Consider the following 18,910-nt stretch of genomic DNA (forward strand, 5'->3'; position numbering starts at 1 on the left):
CCATGGATGAATACATCAAGACCTTTCCGGAGGCTACACAGAAAATTTTAATCGAAGTGCGTGATGCGATTCGTTCGGTCGTACCGGAGGAAACCGAGGAAACGATGTCTTACGGGATGCCCACCTTTAAATTAAATGGTAATTTAATCCATTTTGCTGCGTGGAATAACCATTTAGGCTTTTATCCCACACCCAGCGGCATCAAGAATTTCGTACAAGAATTAGCGCCTTATGAAGGATCGAAAGGAGCGATAAAATTCCCTTACCATTCTCCCATGCCTTTAGAGCTCATCAAAGAGATTACTATATTCAGGGTTCAGGAGAATTTGGCCAAAAAGAAAAAAGGCTCATAATTGAGCCTTTTTCTGTTTTTCTATTTTCTCGGTCCGTTTAAAGGACTTGAATCCTAATTCAGGAGAATAACCCACTGAGTTTTTGGAATAATACCCTTTCTCATTGTAAGGACGTTTCCGCGGATGCTCTTTACATTCAGGGGAGCAGGCGCCCTCCATTTCTTTAAGGCAAGATGGGCAAATAGCTAGATGCTCATTGCATTCCGGATTTGCGCAATTGACCATGTGATCTGATTTCGTATGACAAACATGGCATTCGGATACAATCTCCGGGTTTACCGAATTAACTGGCGTCGCTACTCGGTTATCAAATACATAGCAAGATCCATCAAAATCCTCACCGCCTTCTTCTAAACCATATTTAATGATACCTCCGTGCAATTGATACACATCTGTAAAACCTTTTTCGATTAGATAGGCTGATGCTTTTTCGCATTTGATTCCACCCGTACAATAGGTGATCACTTTTTTGTCTTTCAAATGCTCAATCTCCTGCACATGATCAGGCAAATCGCGCAGATTCTCCATGTCAAAAGTATATGCACCTTTGAAACGACCTAATTCGTGCTCGTAATTCGAACGCATATCGACTAACACGACATCCGGGTCATTCTTCAATAATTGCTTGAATTCTTTCGGCTTTAGATGTTTACCCGTTCTAACGCGAGGATCAACCCCTAAATCAGAGTGGACAATTTCATTCTTCACCCGAACGTGCAATTTATTAAACGTATGCGCTTCGTGATAATCGATTTTGAAGTCAAAATCTGATCCAGCAAAAATCGGATCATTTTCTAACCACTTCATATAAGCATCGCAATCCGCTTTTAAACCAGAAACGGTTCCATTCAAACCCTCTGCTGCGACGATTACACGTCCCAAAAGGTTATTCTCAATACAAAAAAGGTGGTGTTTTACACGGTACTCCTCCGGATTCGGAATAGGAGTATAGTTATAGTAAAGCAATACACTGTAAGGTTTCATCTTCAACATGATTTACAGATTAAACAAAAAATTAAGTGACGATGGGGAGATTCGAACTCCCAAACCTTAACGGCACTACCACCTCAAGGTAGCGTGTCTACCAATTTCACCACATCGCCAAAAACGGTTAGTAAAATTACCAATTATTTACTTACTTGCCAACAATTACAGAACTCAAAAAATTCGTACAATGGCTTTAGAAATAAGCGGAAAATTAATCAAGAAATTACCTGAGGTTACAGGAACAGGTAAAAACGGCACCAACTGGATCAAGCAAGAATTTGTGATCGAAACACAAGATCAATACCCTAAAAAGGTGTGTATGTCAGTTTGGGGAGATAAAACACAAGATTTAACGCCCGTTCAAGAGGGTGAAATCGTAAAAGTGCAATTCAACGTAGAATCAAGAGAATACAACGAGCGTTGGTATACAGAAATCCGTGCGTATCGTTTAGATCGTACCGGATCAATTCCAGCAGGAGTGGAGCCTACGCCAGCAGCAGGCGGATATCAATTCCCTCCATTAGCGGCTGAGAGTGGGGATGATTTACCTTTTTAAATAGCTTCGCTATTTAAATGAAAGCACAAAGAACAAAGCAAAAAGTACAAAATTTGCATAAAAAAGGGGCCTACAGCCCCTTTTTTATTTCCTCATGAAATGTATAGCCAAAGGCTAATCCTACTTTATTCTTTATGCTTTATGCTTTAAAATTTAATGACATCGCTTGATGCACAATATCCGCCTCAATAAACGTATCTCCATAAGGCTGAAACCCTAAGGATGTATAAAGTGGCATGACTGAAACCTGTGCGTGCAAATAATAATGATGGCAATCCGGGAATTCTTTAGCGGATTCCGCAAAAATGTGGTGAATTATTTGGGACGCATATCCTTTACCACGCGCAGATTCTAACGTGGCTATACGCTCTACCTTAATTCCTTTATCTGTTTTGCGGTAACGACCGGTTGCTACTGGTGTGGCGTCCTCAAACAGTAAATAATGTTTGGCCACCGCGTCTAATTCATCAAATTCCTCAGAAGGCAAGCACTTTTGTTCTTTGACAAACACTTCGGTACGAATGGCAAACACTTGTTCGATTTCTTCCGGACTAATCGCCTGAATGATCCTATTTTTCTTGTTTTCCATACGCTTCGATGATTTTACGCACTAAACGGTGGCGAACGACATCTGAACCGTCTAATTCAACAAAAGCGATGCCATTTATGCCAGAAAGGATGCGTTCTGCTTCTCCTAAACCAGAAGTTTGGTTTTTAGGTAAATCAACTTGGGATTTGTCACCCGTAATAATCGTCTTCGATTGGATACCCATACGTGTCAAAAACATCTTCATCTGCATGGAGGTTGTATTTTGGGCTTCATCCAATAAAATAAAGGCCTTGTTTAGCGTACGGCCGCGCATATAGGCCAAGGGCGCAATTTCAATGGTCCGATTCTCTAAATAAAATTTCAGTTTCTCAGCTGGAATCATATCATCCAACGCATCATAAATAGGACGCAAATACGGATCAATTTTCTCTTTCAAATCACCAGGTAAGAAACCTAGATTTTCACCTGCCTCTACAGCGGGACGCGTAATGATAATTTTCTTTACTTCTTTTTTCTTCAATGCTTTCACTGCTAGCGCCACTGCGGTATAGGTTTTACCTGTACCTGCAGGTCCAATCGCGAAGACGATCTCATTCGTGGTGGCTGCATCGACCAATTTACGTTGATTCGGAGTTTTGGCCTTAATAACGATTCCTTTATTGCCAAAAAGAAGCACGTCTTTATCCTCTACCCAGGGCTGCTCTGATTCTTCACCTGTCGGATTCAAGACAGCGTCAATGTAAGCCTGCATATGCTTTTCCGTGAGCGTGTGATGTTTGTCTAAATGGGCCACACAAGAATTGACGATGGCTTCCACAAGAGCAATTTGATCATTCGATCCGCGGACGGTTAATTGCTCTCCACGAGCAATGATTTTAGATTGAGGAAAGGCGTGAATCAATAAATTGATATTGGTATTAGCCACACCTAAAAAGTCGATTAGAGAGACCTCAGAGAGGGAAATTATTTTTTCTAACAAGTAAAAATGGGTTTAAATCGTGTAGGAGTAAAAATAAGAAATTCTTGAAATTTAATACCTTCGTTTATAAGATAATTTTGAAAATTTAACGTAAAATTGTGGTATGGAATCTAACAACCCGTCATCCATTTATAAAAAAGGAAATCAGTCTGCTGCCGGAATTCGTTCTCAGGCAGGGCCCACGCGTTTAAGTGATTTGGGTCTTGGTAAATTACCTCCTCAGGCCGTTGACTTAGAAGAAGCGTTGTTAGGTGCGTTGATGTTAGAAAAAGAACCTTTGGCAAACGTCATCGAATTATTACGTCCAGCCACCTTTTACAAGGAAGGTCATCAATTAATTTTTGAGGCAATTCAAGGATTATTCCAAGCCTCTCAACCCGTTGATTTATTAACTGTTAATAATTTTTTAAAGCAAAACGGAACACTAGAGAAGACGGGTGGCACTAGTTATTTAGCGCAATTAACCTCTCGGGTTAGTTCAACCTCTAACGTTGAATTCCACGCTAGAATTATCATTGAGCAATATTTAAAGCGTCAGCTGATCCAAATATCCTCAGAAATCCAACGCCTATCTTATGAAGACACCTCAGACGTGTTTCACTTATTAGATAAGATGGAGCAGGAGCTTTTCACGATTGCTGAATCCAATATCCGCAAGAATTACGAGAGTATGTCGGATATCTTGAAGAAGGCCGTGGATGAATTAGAGAAGAAACAACTTCAAAAAAGTGGGCTAACGGGTATTCCTTCCGGATTTACGGACTTAGACCGCTTAACTTCTGGCTGGCAAAGACAAGAATTAATCATTATCGCGGCTCGTCCAGGTATGGGTAAGACGGCCTTTGTCGTTTCGGCTTGCAGAAACGCTGCCGTTGATTTTGGCCATTCAGTTGCTCTTTTCTCTCTTGAGATGAGTGCTGTGCAGTTAGTCAATCGAATTATTTCTGCTGAAGCAGAAATCGAAGCGGAGAAGATTCGTAAAGGCAAATTAGAACCGCACGAATGGCAGCAATTGCACACAAAAATCAATAAATTATTTGAAGCGAATATGTTTATTGACGATACACCAGCTTTATCTATTTTAGAATTAAGAGCAAAATGTCGTCGTTTAAAGGCTCAAAAAGGCATCGACCTTATCGTCATTGACTACTTGCAACTAATGACTGGCGATAGTTCAGGAAAAGGTGCCAGTGGTAATCGTGAACAAGAAATCGCCCAAATTTCCCGTGCACTGAAGCAATTAGCCAAAGAATTAGATGTACCGGTAATTGCCCTTTCACAATTAAACCGTTCGACAGAGACACGTGGAGGTAACAAGAAACCTCAGCTTTCAGACCTTCGTGAATCTGGAGCCATCGAGCAAGATGCCGATCAGGTTATGTTCATCTACCGTCCAGAATATTATGGAATTACGGCAGATGACCAAGGAAATTCAATTACAGGAATGGGAGAGATTATTATGGCCAAAAACCGTTCCGGATCTCTAGACAACGTTTGGCTGAAGTTCATCGGGAAGTTCACCAAATATTGCGATTTAGACTTCCAACCATTCTCGAACAATGAAGGGGGTAACTTCGACTTAAGTGCCTTAGGTGATCAAACATCTGCTTTTGAGTCAAGCAATGATTCGGTATTCAAGGGGAGCAAGATGAATTTACCTCCGGAGGATTATGATCCGTTGAATACGCCGTTTTAAAAATAGCTTCGCAATTTTTAAAACTCAAAGTTCAAAGAGCAAAGCACAAAGAATAAAGCACAAAGAATAAAGCACAAAGAATAAAGCACAAAGAATAAATAAGGATGTAAAAAGGGCGATAAATCGCCCTTTTTTTATTTCATAATGTTATCCCTGAAAGGGATTCCAACTTTATGCTTTATGCTCTATTCTTTATGCTTTTAAAATAAGTCGTACTATATTCTCCACATGATGCGTCTGCGGGAACATATCCACCGGATGAACCACATCTACTTCATAGGCAACATCCAGTAAGGCTAAATCGCGGGCTTGCGTAGCCGGATTACAAGAAACGTAAACGATTTTATTTGGCTTAACGGCTAAGATTTGATTCACTACATCTAAATCCATTCCTGCACGAGGAGGATCGGTAATAATGACATCTGGAGCGCCGTGAATAGCAATAAATTCTTCTGTCAAAACCTTCTTCATATCGCCAGCAAAGAAGGTTGCATTCTTGATACCATTTAATTCGGCATTTATGCGCGCATCTACCACAGCCATCTCGACGTATTCGAGTCCAACAATTTTAGACGCATGTTTAGCTAAAAATAAACCAATGGTTCCTGTACCTGTGTACAAGTCATATACGTTTTCATTTCCTTGCAAATCAGCGTATTCGCGCACTGCTTGGTATAGCTTTAGCGCTTGTTTGGCATTGGTTTGAAAGAATGATTTGGGACCGATTTGGAACTTTAAATCCTCCATGGTTTCCACCATAAAGGCTTTCCCATGGTAGCAAACCACCTCCAAATCATGGAAGGTATCGTTTCCTTTTTGATTAACCACATAATTCAAAGACGTGATCATCGGAAATGAGGACTTTAAGTATTCCATCACCTGCTTGATTTCCTCTTCCGTGGCATAGGCAAACTGGACGGTGACCATCCATTCGTTTGTAACCGTATTTCGAATAATTAAATTACGTAATGCTCCCTCTTGTTGATTTTTTAATTCATAATAGGAGATACCATTCGCTTCAGCGAAATCACGTACTCCATTGCGAATGGCATTGGATGGATCAGGTTGCAAGTAACAATGATCGACAGGTAAAATCTTATCAAAACGGCCTGGAACATGGAATCCTAAGGCATTCATCGAACCTAAATCTTCTTTACCGATTTCATCTTCCGTTAACCAGCGGGCACAAGAGAAGGTGAATTCTAATTTATTGCGGTAGTAATAAGTCTCCTCAGAACCTAGAATGGGTTGAAATTCGGGTAATTTCACTTTAGCGATGCGGGTCAAATTATCTTTGACTTGTTGCGCTTTAAAGGCGGTTTGAGCTTCGTAAGAAACGTGTTGCCACTTACAACCGCCGCAAATACCAAAATGGCTACAAGCTACGTCTGTACGGTGTTTTGAAAGCGGCTGAATATTGATAGCTTGCGCTTGTTTGAAGCTTTTTTTGGACTTCAAAATACGTAAATCCGCGATATCACCAGGAGCGACAGCACCTTGTACAAAAATCACTTCATCATTCACTTTGGCAATACACTTTGCCTCTGCGGCAAAATCCAAAATGGCAATTTGTTCCAACACCACTGGGGCTTTCTTTTCTTTTTTCTTACTCATGCTGCTAAAAATGTGCACAAAAATACGGCTTTATGTGGGCAAGCCAACCAATTCAAGATAAAACCTTAACTTCGCGATGAAATTAATTCACATGAAGAATCAAGTAGTTATCATCACGGGAGCTAGTTCTGGAATCGGAAAAGCATTAGCCTATGAATACGGCAGAAAAGGAGCACAAATCGTCATTACAGGGAGAAATGAGCAGAATCTCATCGCTGCCGAAACAGAATTACAATCGGCAGGCATAGCAGCTAAAGGTATTGTCTGTGATTCCGCGTCTGAAGAACAAACCCGAGCTATGGTAGATCAGGTAATGCAATTATATGGCAGAATTGATCTATTAATCAATAACGCTGGAATCTCCATGCGATCGATGTTTGAGACCGTTGATTTAAAGGTGTTGAAACAAGTGATGGACATTAATTTCTGGGGAACGGTATATGCCACCCATGCCGCTTTACCCCATATAAAAGCCGTAAAAGGTGGAATCATTGGTATTTCTTCCATCGCTGGTTACCGAGGTCTACCGGTAAGAACGGGCTATTCAGCCTCTAAATTCGCGATGAACGGTTTCTTAGAAGCCTTAAGAACAGAGCTATTAGAAACGGGGGTTCATGTCTTAATTGCTTGCCCAGGATTCACCGCTTCGAATATTAGGGCTGCCTCTTTAAATAGTGAGGGGAAAGTGACGGGTGATTCCATGCGCGATGAGGGAAAAATGATGTCTGCTGAAGAAGTGGCTAAACGCATTGTTGAGGCTTACGAATCAAAGAAGAAGACGTTAGTACTCACTTTCCAAGGCAAATTAACCGTATTCCTAAATAAATGGATGAATGGATTTTTGGACAAAATGGTCTATAATACCCTGAAAAAGGAAAAGGATAGCCCCTTAAAATAAAGCTCCCTTCCGCTAAAAGCAAAAGGGAGCCAAAACCCAATTAAATACCACTCTAAACCCTTATAACGTAGCGTACTTCTGCTGAACCTTTTTTAGAAGTTCGTTTAATTCCGCTTTTTTATACTCAAAATAGGGAAGTGCTAAATCGAATTCATCGATCAACTGCTTGAAATACTTCCGCTCAAAAACCAAAAATTGTGAATAGCTCGACGTCATAGCAGAATACAAATGCTTTTTCTCCTCGATTGCTTCCTCAATTCCTATAAAAACACCTTTCCGATCGATGGTCACAAAACCAGCCGGTCCTTCTAACACGAGGCTGCCTTCTTGCAGGTAAAATACAAATTCTGCTTTTTGGCCTTGACGAAATAAATATTCATCAGGCAAGTAGCGGAGTTCGATTCCACTGGCTAACACTTTCCGTTCCGTATCTGAAAAATTGTTCATTGGCTTAAATAACAATGCGAAATTAGAGGGATGAAAGGTTTCAATACCTGATGTTCATCAGTTTTCTATGTGCTATTTGTCACTAAAATCAAGCCTGAATCTCCGGAAATTTGAACATTAGATTTTACACATGTACACGGAGGTTCTTGAAGAGGTAATTTGCTATCATTGTGGAGATGAATGTTCAGAAACGCCTATCATTCATCAAGAAAAGACTTTTTGTTGCCATGGTTGCGAACAAGTTTACGAGTTACTGAATGATAATCACCTAGATGAATATTACAACTGTGATCTTAATCCGGGCATTTCTCCTACAGATAAGAATTTCGATTTTCTTAACAACAAAGCATTCAGGGATCGTTTAATCACCTTTTCGAATGCAGATTTTTCCAAAGTCAGCTTTCACTTACCAGCCATTCACTGCCGTTCTTGTTTATATCTATTAGAAAACCTGCAAAAGTTGAATCCTCAGATTATAAAAACGAGTCTGAATTTTGGCAAGCAAGATCTCACAGTTTGGTTTAAAGAAGACCAACTTAGTTTAGGTGACTTAGCCACCTTAATTGCGAGCTTAGGCTATGAACCGCATATCTCGAATGCGGAAGAAAAACCGCAAAATAATGATCAAAAAAAGCTATTTCTTAAGCTTGGAATCGCCGGTTTTTGTGCGGGAAATGCCATGCTATTTAGCTTTCCAGAGTATTTAGGAATTGACGATGGATCTCTTCAGGCTTTATTTGGTTACCTGAACCTCGCTTTGGGTAAAGTGGCCGTATTCTATTCCGGTTCGGACTATTTTAGCAATGTATATGCACACCTTAAATTGCGCAAAATGACCATCGAATTACCAATTTTACTGGGTATTCTGGTAGGATATGGTCGCAGTGTATTTGAAATTTTATCGCATACGGGTGCTGGCTACATCGATTCCGTTTCTGGCCTGATATTCTTCCTATTAATAGGGAAGTGGTTCCAGCAGAAATCCTTTGATTTCCTCTCGTTTGAACGCAATTACAAAGCCTATTTCCCTTTAGTGGTCACAAAAATCGCGAATGGAAAAGAGGAAACAGCACCCTTGGAAGAGATTCAAGTGGGGGATCGCTTATTGATTCGTAATCAAGAGATTATTCCAGCTGATGCCTATTTATTAAAGGGCCAAAGTCAAATGGACTACAGCTTTGTCACCGGTGAAAGTGAATTAATACCTATTCAAGCGGGACAATCTATTTATGCTGGTGGCAAACACCTAGGGGAAGCTATCGAAATTCAAATCAGCAAAGAGCTGAACCAAAGTCATTTAACACAACTTTGGGAACAACAAGCCTTTAAAGATCCGAATCACAAAACAGAAAACTGGGAGAACTTTGCGAACAAAGTGGGGATGTATTTCACCGTGATACTGTTAAGTCTAGCCACGATTGCTGGAATCTATTGGTTCAATGTGGATCAAAGCCGATGGTCTAATGCGGTGGTGAGCATTTTGGTCATTGCCTGTCCTTGCGCCTTGGCCGTTTCGTATCCTTTCGCTTTAGGACACGGTATTAGGTGGCTCGCAAAGTTTAACTTTTTCGTAAAAGACATTCAAACATTCGAACGAATGGCCCAAGTGGATACCTTGGTTTTTGACAAAACAGGCACGCTAACCTTGCAAAGTCAACAAGAACCTAGCGTTCATTTCAACCGTGATTTGAACGATATAGAATGGGATGCGATTTACACACTCGTATTTCAATCCACCCATCCACTTTCGAAGCAAGTCAAGAAATTCCTACAACATCGGCGTATTATTCCCTTAACCGAATTCAAAGAAATCAGTGGAAAAGGGCTTCAAGCGACATTTGATGACTTATTTGTCCAAATCGGGAACGCTAAATACACATTGAATAAACTCAAAACTCCAGAGGGTTTTATCAGTTCTGAAACACGATTATTTGTTTCAATCAACCAAGAGCCCATCGGATTTATCGAATTTCCATGGGAAAATAGACCAGGGGTGGAGGGAATGTTGCATAGTTTAAGACATCAATATGAAGTCCATTTGATTTCAGGGGACAAAAAAGAACACGCAGCACATTTATTGGATTGGTTTGAAAATCAAGATCACGTAAAATTCGAATGTAGTCCTTTAGAGAAGATGGAATATATCCAAGCACTTCAAAAACAAAGAAAAATCGTGGCCATGATAGGGGATGGACTAAACGATGCGGGGGCATTAAAACAGGCAGCTGTAGGTATCGCCGTGTCAGATGACCATCTGCATTTTACCCCGTCGTCTGATGCCATTTTAAAGGGTTCTGAATTGCCTCGATTAGGGGAGTATTTGCGCTACTCGAAATTTGGACTACAACTCATCAAAGCTAGCTTTTTGCTATCCTTAGTCTATAATGGATTTGGGTTAAGCTATGCGATTCAGGGGAATTTATATCCTTTGATAGCAGCCATATTAATGCCGATTAATTCCATCAGTATGTTAGTCATTGCGACGTGGGGAATGAATTGGAAAGGACAACTTTTATCCCGTTCTAAAATCAGAATAAAAGCTGAGTAAAGTCAGGTTTTACGAAGGGCTTTGTCCCGAAATTGCAACAAATAAAATGCGTAGACGATGGAAATAATGTACCTAATGATCGGATTAAGCCTTTTTATGGCGATCGGATTTGTTATTGCCTTTGTCTGGTCTATTAAAACGGGACAACAAGAGGATTTAATCACTCCAGCGATGCGCATTTTACAGGATGACCAAAAAACAAACAAACTATGAGTACAAAATCTACCTCATTAGAGCAATTTTATTACGACAATAAAATCGTTCGAAATTTCTCCATTGCTACCATCGTTTGGGGTGTTGTAGGGATGTTAGTGGGTGTGATAATCGCCACACAACTTTTTGCACCTGCCGCAAACCTGACACAATATGGCACTTTTGGCCGCTTACGTCCATTGCATACCAATGCAGTGATTTTTGCTTTTGTGGGTAATGCCATTTTTGCTGGGGTCTATTATTCACTACAACGCCTATTGAAAGCGCGTATGTTCAGTGATTTCTTATCTAATTTCCATTTCTGGGGTTGGCAATTAATCATTGTAGCTGCAGCGATCACTTTACCTTTAGGAATCACGACATCACACGAATACGCGGAATTAGAATGGCCTATCGACATTGCGATTACCTTAGTTTGGGTGGCGTTTGGCATCAACATGTTTGGAACAATCTTTAAAAGAAGAGAGCGTCACTTGTATGTAGCGATTTGGTTTTACATCGCCACGTTCATTACAGTGGCTGTATTGCACTTGACGAACTCAATGCAATTACCAATTTCATTATTTAAATCTTATTATGTGTATGCGGGCGTCCAAGATGCCCTGATTCAATGGTGGTACGGCCATAATGCGGTGGCGTTTTTCTTAACGACTCCATTCTTAGGTATGATGTATTATTTCTTGCCAAAAATGGCGAACCGTCCGGTATATTCGTACCGTCTTTCTATTTTACACTTTTGGGCCCTAATTTTTATCTATATCTGGGCAGGACCTCACCACTTGTTGTATTCATCATTACCTGATTGGGCACAGTCTTTAGGGGTTGTTTTCTCGATCATGTTAATTGCTCCATCTTGGGGTGGTATGATTAATGGTCTTTTGACTTTACGTGGGGCTTGGGATCAAGTACGCGAGAATACGTTATTGAAATTTATGGTGGTGGGTATTACTTCGTATGGTATGGCTACTTTCGAAGGACCGATGTTATCCTTAAAAAACATTAATGCCATTGCCCACTTTACGGACTGGATCGTTGCACACGTGCACTTAGGAGCTTTAGGTTGGAATGGATTCTTGACTTTCGCAATGTTGTATTGGTTAGTTCCCCGCATCTTCCAAACAAATTTGTATTCAGAAAAACTCGTAAAAACCCACTTCTGGATCGGAACAATTGGTATTGCCTTTTATGCTATCCCTATGTACATCTCTGGTTTCACCCAAGGGATGATGTGGAAACAGTTCACAGCAGAAGGCACTTTGCAATATGGTAACTTCTTAGATACTACTTTGCAATTATTGCCGATGCATATGATGCGCGCATTAGGTGGAACCTTGTACTTAACTGGAGCGATCTTAATGGCCTATAACTTGTTCAAAACGATGGCTCAAGGTACTTTGTTAGCGAATGAGAAAGCAGAAGCAGCTCCCTTAGCTATCATAGAGGAGAAACATGAAAGTGATGGACACTGGCACCGTTGGATTGAAAAACGCCCTATCCAGTTATTAGTGGCCTCTTTAGTGATGATTTTAGTTGGCTCTTTGGTGGAATTAGTTCCTACGTTTATGGTAAAATCAAATGTTCCTACGATCGAAGCCGTTCAACCCTACACCTCTTTAGAATTAGAAGGACGCGATCTCTACATCCGCGAGGGTTGCGTTAGTTGTCACTCGCAGTTAGTACGTCCATTTAGAAGTGAGACGGAACGCTATGGTGAATTCTCTAAATCAGGTGAATTCGTTTACGATCATCCATTCCTTTGGGGATCCAAACGTACGGGACCGGATTTGCATAGAGAAGGGGGTAAATACCCTGATTCTTGGCACTATCACCACATGAGAGAGCCAAGTAGCATGTCTCCTGGTTCGATTATGCCAAATTATGCCTGGTTATTAGAGCAAACATTGAATACGTCTCAAACGCAGGATAAGTTAGCTGCCATGAAAAAATTAGGTGTTCCTTATTCAACGGATGAGATTGCTAATGCGGTGAAAGATCTGAATACGCAGGCGAAGGCGATTCAAGCAAATTTAGCTTCAGAAAAAATTAAGGTTAGTCAAGACAAAGAGATTATTGCTTTGATCGCCTATTTACAACGTTTAGGTACGGACATTTCTAAAAAATAAGCGCATGTTTAAGCAATTTATATCGACCATACCAGGAGCAGACAATTATATGATTTTCTCGCTGCTGATCTTTTTGACATTCTTCGTGCTAGTAGGAGTCTACTTACTATGGATGGACAAAAAGCACCTCGTTGAAATGGAGCAAATGCCCTTTAACGAAGGTAATAACCTAAATGAGAACTTAAAATAATACGATTATGTCAGTTACTGTTGTTGAAATTTGGTTAGTAAGTATGATCCTGATAACGGGGATTGTCATTTTGATAGTAACCCTACAGTTGCATGTGGCTCTAAAAAAACTAGCCGATAAAGCTTCCCCTGAACCGGCAGAAAAGCTAAGCTGGTGGGATGGATTCACTGGTTTAAAGCCTTTGGAAAAAGAAAAAGACCTCCTAATGGAGCATAAATACGATGATATTGCGGAATTAGATAATCCTACGCCGCCTTGGTTCATGTATTTATTTTATTTAACGATCCTTTTTGCTGTCGTTTATGGACTGTATTACCACGTTTACCAAGACGGCAATATTCAAGAAACAGAATATAAAACCGAGGTAACGATCGCAGAAAAAGCGAGAGAAGAGTACATGAAGAAGTTTGCTAATTCAGTAAACGAGGATAATGTGACGGTAGTAAAAGAGGCCAAAGATTTAACAGAGGGTTCTCAACTATATTCTACAAATTGTGTAGCTTGTCACGGTGATAAGGGGCAAGGTGGCGTGGGACCTAACTTAACGGATAAGTTTTGGATTCACGGTGGAGATGTGAAGGATTTGTTTAAAACGATTACCCATGGTATTCCTGAAAAGGGGATGATTGCGTGGAATAAGACGTTAAATCCGTTACAAATTCAGAAAGTTGCCTCTTATATTCTGACACTTCAAGGATTCAATCCTCCAGGTGCGAAAGAACCACAAGGAACAGAAACTAAAACTCCCTAATTATGAAAAAGAACGTAGGTAAAATGGATCGCATCTTTCGATTAGCGATCGCCGTAAGTTTAGCCATTCTGGCTTATGCCCGAATTATCCCCGAAAACCTTGCCTTAACAGTTTACATTGTCGCTGTTATTATAGCCCTAACGGGAGTATTTAGATTTTGCTTACTCTACAAGCCTTTTGGGTTGAGTACCTGCCGAGAAAAGTCTCCATTTTAATCTTAAAGGGGTCCGGCAACGGACCCTCTTTTTTTATGTCACAATTCAATATCGATAATGATGATTACCGGAACCATCTGTACAACCAGACAAAGGACGGGAAACGACTTTGGATCTATCCAGGTCGCATAATCGGACAATTCTACCGCCTAAGAACGTACTTTTCGTACCTGTTATTAACACTATTATTCGGTTTACCTTGGATCGAATACAAAGGGAATCCTATCTTCCTATTTAATGTATTAGAACGGAAATTTATCTTTTGGGGTGTGCCGTTTTTTCCACAGGACTTCCATTTAGTAGCCTTAGGACTTGTCGCATTCCTTTTATTTGTCAGTTTATTTACCGTATTATTTGGTCGCATTTGGTGTGGCTGGGCTTGCCCGCAGACCATCTTCATGGAAATGTTATTTCGGAAGATTGAATACTGGATAGAGGGAGATGATAAAGCCCAAAGAAAATTAGCCGAATCCCCTTGGAATACCGAGAAGATCTTGAAAAGAGGAACTAAGCATACCTTGTTCGTTCTCTTGTCATTCGCTATTGCAAATACCTTTTTGATGTATATCATCAGCAAAAAGGAATGGCTCAAATTAGTTACAGAATCACCCATGGATCACGTGGTGGGTTTAGTTACCATTTTAATTTTTACAGCGGTCTTTTACTTTGTATTTGCCCGGTTTAGGGAGATGGTATGCATGGTAATTTGCCCCTATGGTCGTCTGCAAGGCGTATTATTGGATAACAATTCGATTTTAGTTCAATATGATCATAAGCGGGGAGAACCGCGCGGAAAAGGAGAAGATAAAGGTGCCTGCATCGATTGCCATTGGTGTGTACGCGTTTGTCCTACCGGAATTGATATCCGAAATGGGAGTAATCAATTAGAATGCATTGGATGCACGGCGTGTATCGATGCCTGTGATATGGTGATGGAAAAGAAGCATCAGCCTACCGGTTTAATTCGCTACGATTCGTTGAATGGGGTAAATGCAGGACAAAAACTCAAGTTCAACTTACGGATTGGGGCTTATAGCACTGTTTTGGCCTTGATCATCGCGGGATTAGCCTATATGTTAGTCACACGGACCAATTTTGAAACCACACTGCTTCGTACGCCCGGGATGATTTTCCAGGTGGATGAAAAGACTCACGAGGTAAGTAATTTATACCAAATGGAGGTTTTAAATAAGTCGATGGAAAAGCAAAGCTTCAGAATAGAGGCGCCTGAGCCCTTTAAGATTGTTTGGGTGGGAAAACCTATTAATTTAGTCAACCCGGGAAAAATGGCAAAAGGAGAGTTCTTCCTGAGAATCAAAATAGGTAAATGGAAGAATGGGGAAAAGGTTCCGGTACAAATCACCGAAACGAGTGGTAAAGAAGAGATTATTAAAACCAGTTTTATACAACCTGATGAATAAATATAGCTTTAATTGGGGTCATGGCATTATTGTCACCTTTGTACTTTTTGGGGCATTTATGGCGTATTTTTATGTCAATATGTCCAAAGAATCCATCGAATTAGTGGGCAAGAACTACTACGCAGATGGTCAGGCATTTCAACAGAAAATCAATGAGCGGGAACAAACGGCGGCTTTAACATCTAAGGCCAGTTTAGCATTTTCAGCGGATTTTCAACAAGCCAAAATTCAGTTCCCAGCTTCCATTTCAACAGGGAGTTTAGTTTTTTACCGACCATCCAATGCCAATCTAGATAAAATAGTACGTGTTTCTGCCGATTCGGCTGGCCTTGCACTCATCCATACGCCCTTTTTAGTCAAAGGTCCTTGGAATGTTAGTTTAAGCTGGGAAAAAGACGGCAAAAGCTACATCGAAGAACAGCGAATCCAAATTCCATAATGCATACTTGGTATTATACTTTTCTGATCGGTTTAGCCGGAAGCTGGCATTGCTTTGCGATGTGTGGACCTATTGTGGCTCAAATTAACGCGCGCGGGAAATCACCTGCTAGGATGCTGCTTTATCCACTTGGACGCATTTTCACATATGGCGTTCTTGGTTATTTTGTAGCTGGAATAGGATCCATCTGGCTATTTCCCAATCTATGGTCTTATTATTATGTGCTGGCAGGTGTTTTTATACTCCTCATTATTAGCCAAAACATTGGAGAGGGGCCTCTGTCTTTTTTACATCAATCGATTGGGAAAAAATTACAGAAAATAGGAGCTAAAATGGGCCCCATTGGCTATTTTGTCTTAGGAATGGCCAATGGACTTTTACCTTGTGGTCTCGTGGTAGCCGGTTTAAGCGTGGCATTGATTCAACCCAAACCTGTATACGGAGCTTTTAGTATGGTGATTTTAGGCATTGCGACCTTGCCAGCGCTTCAGCTATACATTTGGGGATCATCTAAATTAAAGAAACAGCCAATTTTTCAATACCTAGGATGGTTTGTCGCAGGAATTCTTCTCTTTAGAGGAGCTTGGGGAATTGGAATGGCCTATTCTGACTACTTAGCCCATTCGAGTCTTAGTCCGATTATCTGCCACCCCTTTAGTATTTAAGCTTAGCTAGACCATCAATGTTTTTCAAGGTCATTTCACCTCCTTTTACATCCAAGTAGCCTTCTTTTTTAAAGTCGCTTAAAGTACGAATCACAGATTCAGTAGCTGTTCCCACGCGAGAAGCAAGATCTTCGCGCGATAGTTTAATCACCAAAGGTTCGGACATAGAAGTCCCGTAAGTTTGTGCTAATTCGACTAAAACCATCGCCACCCGCATGCGTAAACTTTGGTAAGCCATTTCGACCATCAGCTTTTCGTTCTTCAACAAATAGCTCGTTAAGGCTTTTCTAAAAAAGACTTCCAAGTGAATATTTTCTTTAATTCGATGTAAGAAATCGGCGGCGGAGACGCTTATGATTTGAGATTCTTCTAAGGCTTCTGCGCTTTCACGGTAAGCCTGGTTTTCTAAAAGGTCTACAAAGCCGAAAAATTCCCCTTCTTGGATGAAGGAGGTAATAAAATATTTGCCATCCTTGTTCGTATGGTAGGCTTTTACTTTTCCTTTGGCCAAAAAATACAAGCGAATCGGATGATTGCCTTCGGCATAAATCAACTGCTTTTTCGCGTGAGTTTGTGTTTTCTTCTCGCCCTCCCATGAAGGTAAATCTAGAAAGGCTAAGGCATCATGCACAGCAGAAATATCGGCCAATGACTCAATAGGGGGAATAATCGTTTTTACTTTCTTCAAACGTGCCTCAATCGCGCGCAATAATTCCACCTCTTGAAAGGGTTTAGTCAAATAATCATCGGCCCCCATTTCCATACCCTTACGCATATCCGCCCGATCGGTTTTAGCAGTCAAGAAGATAAAAGGAATTGAAGCTAATTCAGGTTGACTGGAGAATACCTGCAAAACCCCGAATCCATCTAAATTAGGCATCATAATATCACAAATGACCAAATCAGGATTCCAGGTACGCGCTAATCTAACCCCCTCCAAGCCATCAGAGGCTGTTTCCACGGTAAATCCAGATAACTCTAACAGTTCTGCCGTATTCTCCCGAATATCCACACTGTCCTCAATGATTAATAGGCGCTTGCTCATAATACTATCTCATGGGAAACTGAATATGTAGCTCAGTTCCCTTATTTAATTCACTTTTAATTTGCACACTTCCACCCAATAAACGCATATAGCGATCCACCAAGTGCAATCCTAAACCCGTTCCTTGAATAACGGTAGCATTTCCACCACGGAAAAAGCGTTCGAATAAATGCTTTTGGTCTTCTTCACTAATACCTATTCCTTGATCAATAATAATAAACTCGACGGTAGTATCTCGCTGAACCACTCGAAGCACCACTTCCTTTTGAGAGAATTTCAAGGCATTCGATAAGCCATTAAAAATCACTTTACGAAGAATAGAAGCATCTTGCAAGCAGTTAAAATCATCATCCATTTCTAAGCGAATGGCTTGATGGTAGGTACTGAAATCGGAAACAATATCGAGTAAAAAGGGGCGCATGGTAAATTCAGTTGGATGAATTTCTAATTTTCCATCTTCTAATTTACCTACCGATAAAAACTCCTCTAAAATCTCCGTCAAATGACTAACAGAGGACTTAATGCGATTAATATGTTGTTCTCTTTTAGGCTGATCCTCCGCTTTAGCATATTTTTCAATCAGCGTAGCAGAACCCAAAATAGACGTTAATGGTGTTCTAAATTCGTGGGAAGCCATCGAGACAAAACGGGTTTTTAAATCCCCTAACACTTTTTCCTTTTCCAAGGAATTTTCAAGCTCTTTAGCATTGACCTCTAACTTATCCAAAGTATTTTGTAAAGCTTGTGTTCTCGCCGCTACTTCTTGTTCTAAAGTCTCATTTAGCTGATTGATCTGCTGATTCTTTAAGATCAACTCCATTTCCACTTTACGCTTTAAAGTCACATCACTCACGAAGGCGATATAATGCATGCTATCGCTGGCTTTAAAGTGACTTAAGGAAATCTCGATAGGAAATAAGGAACCATCCTTTCTTTTGGCCTTTAAATCTAAACCAATCCCCATGGGGCGAGAAATGGGTTTTTCGTGACCTAAATTTTCCAAATGACCATGGTGACGATCTTTCAAATGATTAGGGATCAATAAGGAAATATTTTCCCCCATTAACTCCGACGTTTCGTACCCAAATAATTTATCTGCAAAATGATTCGAAAGAATAATTTCAAAACGCGAATTCGTTACAATTATACCAATTGCTGCCTCTTGAAAGATAGCTTCAAACTCGAATCCGGCTTGTATTTGATTTGGCATTCGTGAAAAC

General features: G+C 40.5%; 20 protein-coding genes and 1 tRNA gene. 13 read left to right on the forward strand and 8 right to left on the reverse strand.

Annotated elements, in window-relative coordinates:
• Positions 1–2: 2 nt before the first annotated feature.
• Positions 3–353 carry an iron chaperone gene (locus tag ACRZ9O_RS02260; RefSeq protein ID WP_459455961.1) on the forward strand — a complete coding sequence of 117 codons (351 nt, stop codon included), beginning with the start codon at positions 3–5 and terminating at the stop codon, positions 351–353.
• Here the strand turns inward: ACRZ9O_RS02260 and trhO are convergent.
• On the reverse strand, positions 348–1,337 hold the full coding sequence (gene trhO, locus ACRZ9O_RS02265) for an oxygen-dependent tRNA uridine(34) hydroxylase TrhO (protein WP_459455963.1): 990 nt from the start codon (positions 1,335–1,337) through the stop codon (positions 348–350). The two genes, ACRZ9O_RS02260 and trhO, sit on opposite strands and share 6 nt — an antisense overlap.
• A gap of 36 nt (positions 1,338–1,373) precedes the next feature.
• Positions 1,374–1,456 (reverse strand) — tRNA-Leu (locus ACRZ9O_RS02270).
• 71 nt (positions 1,457–1,527) lie between these two features.
• Here ACRZ9O_RS02270 and ACRZ9O_RS02275 point away from each other — a divergent pair.
• Positions 1,528–1,896: a DUF3127 domain-containing protein gene (locus tag ACRZ9O_RS02275; RefSeq protein WP_130896587.1), complete on the forward strand. Its 369-nt coding sequence runs from the start codon at positions 1,528–1,530 to the stop codon at positions 1,894–1,896.
• A gap of 139 nt (positions 1,897–2,035) precedes the next feature.
• Here ACRZ9O_RS02275 and ACRZ9O_RS02280 read toward each other — a convergent pair whose 3' ends face one another.
• Positions 2,036–2,485, reverse strand: coding sequence for a GNAT family N-acetyltransferase (locus tag ACRZ9O_RS02280; RefSeq protein WP_459455965.1), 450 nt, complete (start codon positions 2,483–2,485; stop codon positions 2,036–2,038).
• On the reverse strand, positions 2,466–3,425 hold the full coding sequence (locus ACRZ9O_RS02285; RefSeq protein ID WP_459455967.1) for a PhoH family protein: 960 nt from the start codon (positions 3,423–3,425) through the stop codon (positions 2,466–2,468). The genes ACRZ9O_RS02280 and ACRZ9O_RS02285 overlap by 20 nt, the downstream gene beginning before the upstream one ends.
• 103 nt (positions 3,426–3,528) lie before the next feature.
• Between ACRZ9O_RS02285 and dnaB the strand changes: the two genes are divergently transcribed.
• Positions 3,529–5,121, forward strand: a complete 1,593-nt coding sequence (gene dnaB, locus ACRZ9O_RS02290; protein ID WP_459455969.1) for a replicative DNA helicase — start codon at positions 3,529–3,531, stop codon at positions 5,119–5,121.
• Between the two features lie 192 nt (positions 5,122–5,313).
• On the opposite strand, the gene rlmD is transcribed toward dnaB, so the two are convergent.
• On the reverse strand, positions 5,314–6,735 hold the full coding sequence (gene rlmD / locus ACRZ9O_RS02295; protein ID WP_459455971.1) for a 23S rRNA (uracil(1939)-C(5))-methyltransferase RlmD: 1,422 nt from the start codon (positions 6,733–6,735) through the stop codon (positions 5,314–5,316).
• Between the two features lie 91 nt (positions 6,736–6,826).
• On the opposite strand from rlmD, the gene ACRZ9O_RS02300 reads away from it, so the two are divergent.
• Complete coding sequence (locus tag ACRZ9O_RS02300; protein WP_459457026.1) at positions 6,827–7,633, forward strand: SDR family oxidoreductase; 807 nt, start codon at positions 6,827–6,829, stop codon at positions 7,631–7,633.
• 60 nt (positions 7,634–7,693) lie between these two features.
• On the opposite strand, the gene ACRZ9O_RS02305 is transcribed toward ACRZ9O_RS02300, so the two are convergent.
• Entirely contained in the window at positions 7,694–8,080 is a 387-nt protein-coding gene (locus tag ACRZ9O_RS02305) for a cyclic nucleotide-binding domain-containing protein (RefSeq protein WP_459455973.1), read from the reverse strand.
• A gap of 130 nt (positions 8,081–8,210) precedes the next feature.
• Here ACRZ9O_RS02305 and ACRZ9O_RS02310 point away from each other — a divergent pair, with 130 nt between their 5' ends.
• The 9 genes from ACRZ9O_RS02310 to ACRZ9O_RS02350 are packed head-to-tail and all read left to right on the forward strand — an operon-like array spanning position 8,211 to position 16,645.
• On the forward strand, positions 8,211–10,628 hold the full coding sequence (locus ACRZ9O_RS02310) for a heavy metal translocating P-type ATPase (RefSeq protein ID WP_459455975.1): 2,418 nt from the start codon (positions 8,211–8,213) through the stop codon (positions 10,626–10,628).
• A gap of 57 nt (positions 10,629–10,685) precedes the next feature.
• Entirely contained in the window at positions 10,686–10,841 is a 156-nt protein-coding gene (gene ccoS, locus ACRZ9O_RS02315; RefSeq protein WP_223130542.1) for a cbb3-type cytochrome oxidase assembly protein CcoS, read from the forward strand.
• Complete coding sequence (gene ccoN / locus ACRZ9O_RS02320) at positions 10,838–12,964, forward strand: cytochrome-c oxidase, cbb3-type subunit I (protein WP_459455977.1); 2,127 nt, start codon at positions 10,838–10,840, stop codon at positions 12,962–12,964. Before ccoS ends, ccoN begins: the two co-directional genes overlap by 4 nt.
• Positions 12,965–12,968: 4 nt before the next feature.
• Complete coding sequence (locus ACRZ9O_RS02325) at positions 12,969–13,154, forward strand: hypothetical protein (RefSeq protein ID WP_459455979.1); 186 nt, start codon at positions 12,969–12,971, stop codon at positions 13,152–13,154.
• Positions 13,155–13,161: 7 nt separating this feature from the next.
• Positions 13,162–13,905, forward strand: coding sequence for a cbb3-type cytochrome c oxidase N-terminal domain-containing protein (locus tag ACRZ9O_RS02330; protein ID WP_459455981.1), 744 nt, complete (start codon positions 13,162–13,164; stop codon positions 13,903–13,905).
• 2 nt (positions 13,906–13,907) lie between these two features.
• Positions 13,908–14,120, forward strand: coding sequence for a YgaP family membrane protein (locus tag ACRZ9O_RS02335; protein ID WP_459455983.1), 213 nt, complete (start codon positions 13,908–13,910; stop codon positions 14,118–14,120).
• 35 nt (positions 14,121–14,155) lie between these two features.
• On the forward strand, positions 14,156–15,541 hold the full coding sequence (gene ccoG / locus ACRZ9O_RS02340; protein ID WP_459455985.1) for a cytochrome c oxidase accessory protein CcoG: 1,386 nt from the start codon (positions 14,156–14,158) through the stop codon (positions 15,539–15,541).
• A complete protein-coding gene (locus tag ACRZ9O_RS02345; protein ID WP_459455987.1) occupies positions 15,534–15,980 on the forward strand; it encodes a FixH family protein in 447 nt (148 codons plus the stop codon). The genes ccoG and ACRZ9O_RS02345 overlap by 8 nt, the downstream gene beginning before the upstream one ends.
• The gene (locus tag ACRZ9O_RS02350; RefSeq protein WP_459455989.1) at positions 15,980–16,645 is read left to right on the forward strand and encodes a sulfite exporter TauE/SafE family protein; all 666 of its coding nucleotides are present in this window, start codon (positions 15,980–15,982) and stop codon (positions 16,643–16,645) included. The genes ACRZ9O_RS02345 and ACRZ9O_RS02350 overlap by 1 nt, the downstream gene beginning before the upstream one ends.
• Here the strand turns inward: ACRZ9O_RS02350 and ACRZ9O_RS02355 are convergent.
• Both ACRZ9O_RS02355 and ACRZ9O_RS02360 read right to left on the reverse strand, forming a co-directional pair.
• Complete coding sequence (locus ACRZ9O_RS02355) at positions 16,635–17,690, reverse strand: response regulator (RefSeq protein WP_459455991.1); 1,056 nt, start codon at positions 17,688–17,690, stop codon at positions 16,635–16,637. The two genes, ACRZ9O_RS02350 and ACRZ9O_RS02355, sit on opposite strands and share 11 nt — an antisense overlap.
• 4 nt (positions 17,691–17,694) lie before the next feature.
• Positions 17,695–18,900, reverse strand: coding sequence for a PAS domain-containing sensor histidine kinase (locus tag ACRZ9O_RS02360; protein ID WP_459455993.1), 1,206 nt, complete (start codon positions 18,898–18,900; stop codon positions 17,695–17,697).
• Positions 18,901–18,910 lie beyond the last annotated feature (10 nt).

Source organism: Aquirufa sp. HETE-40SA (assembly GCF_054558635.1).

Excerpts from the sequence above, each read along its gene's own strand:
- ACRZ9O_RS02335 (WP_459455983.1), top strand. The coding sequence starts at position 13,908 with ATGAAAAAGAACGTAGGTAAAATGGATCGCATCTTTCGATTAGCGATC.
- dnaB (WP_459455969.1), top strand. The coding sequence starts at position 3,529 with ATGGAATCTAACAACCCGTCATCCATTTATAAAAAAGGAAATCAGTCT.
- ACRZ9O_RS02305 (WP_459455973.1), bottom strand. The coding sequence starts at position 8,080 with ATGAACAATTTTTCAGATACGGAACGGAAAGTGTTAGCCAGTGGAATC.
- ccoG (WP_459455985.1), top strand. The coding sequence starts at position 14,156 with ATGTCACAATTCAATATCGATAATGATGATTACCGGAACCATCTGTAC.
- ACRZ9O_RS02280 (WP_459455965.1), bottom strand. The coding sequence starts at position 2,485 with ATGGAAAACAAGAAAAATAGGATCATTCAGGCGATTAGTCCGGAAGAA.
- ACRZ9O_RS02345 (WP_459455987.1), top strand. The coding sequence starts at position 15,534 with ATGAATAAATATAGCTTTAATTGGGGTCATGGCATTATTGTCACCTTT.
- ACRZ9O_RS02275 (WP_130896587.1), top strand. The coding sequence starts at position 1,528 with ATGGCTTTAGAAATAAGCGGAAAATTAATCAAGAAATTACCTGAGGTT.
- ACRZ9O_RS02260 (WP_459455961.1), top strand. The coding sequence starts at position 3 with ATGGATGAATACATCAAGACCTTTCCGGAGGCTACACAGAAAATTTTA.
- ACRZ9O_RS02360 (WP_459455993.1), bottom strand. The coding sequence starts at position 18,900 with ATGCCAAATCAAATACAAGCCGGATTCGAGTTTGAAGCTATCTTTCAA.
- trhO (WP_459455963.1), bottom strand. The coding sequence starts at position 1,337 with ATGAAACCTTACAGTGTATTGCTTTACTATAACTATACTCCTATTCCG.
- ACRZ9O_RS02355 (WP_459455991.1), bottom strand. The coding sequence starts at position 17,690 with ATGAGCAAGCGCCTATTAATCATTGAGGACAGTGTGGATATTCGGGAG.
- rlmD (WP_459455971.1), bottom strand. The coding sequence starts at position 6,735 with ATGAGTAAGAAAAAAGAAAAGAAAGCCCCAGTGGTGTTGGAACAAATT.
- ccoS (WP_223130542.1), top strand. The coding sequence starts at position 10,686 with ATGGAAATAATGTACCTAATGATCGGATTAAGCCTTTTTATGGCGATC.
- ACRZ9O_RS02300 (WP_459457026.1), top strand. The coding sequence starts at position 6,827 with ATGAAGAATCAAGTAGTTATCATCACGGGAGCTAGTTCTGGAATCGGA.
- ACRZ9O_RS02330 (WP_459455981.1), top strand. The coding sequence starts at position 13,162 with ATGTCAGTTACTGTTGTTGAAATTTGGTTAGTAAGTATGATCCTGATA.
- ACRZ9O_RS02310 (WP_459455975.1), top strand. The coding sequence starts at position 8,211 with ATGTACACGGAGGTTCTTGAAGAGGTAATTTGCTATCATTGTGGAGAT.
- ACRZ9O_RS02325 (WP_459455979.1), top strand. The coding sequence starts at position 12,969 with ATGTTTAAGCAATTTATATCGACCATACCAGGAGCAGACAATTATATG.
- ccoN (WP_459455977.1), top strand. The coding sequence starts at position 10,838 with ATGAGTACAAAATCTACCTCATTAGAGCAATTTTATTACGACAATAAA.
- ACRZ9O_RS02350 (WP_459455989.1), top strand. The coding sequence starts at position 15,980 with ATGCATACTTGGTATTATACTTTTCTGATCGGTTTAGCCGGAAGCTGG.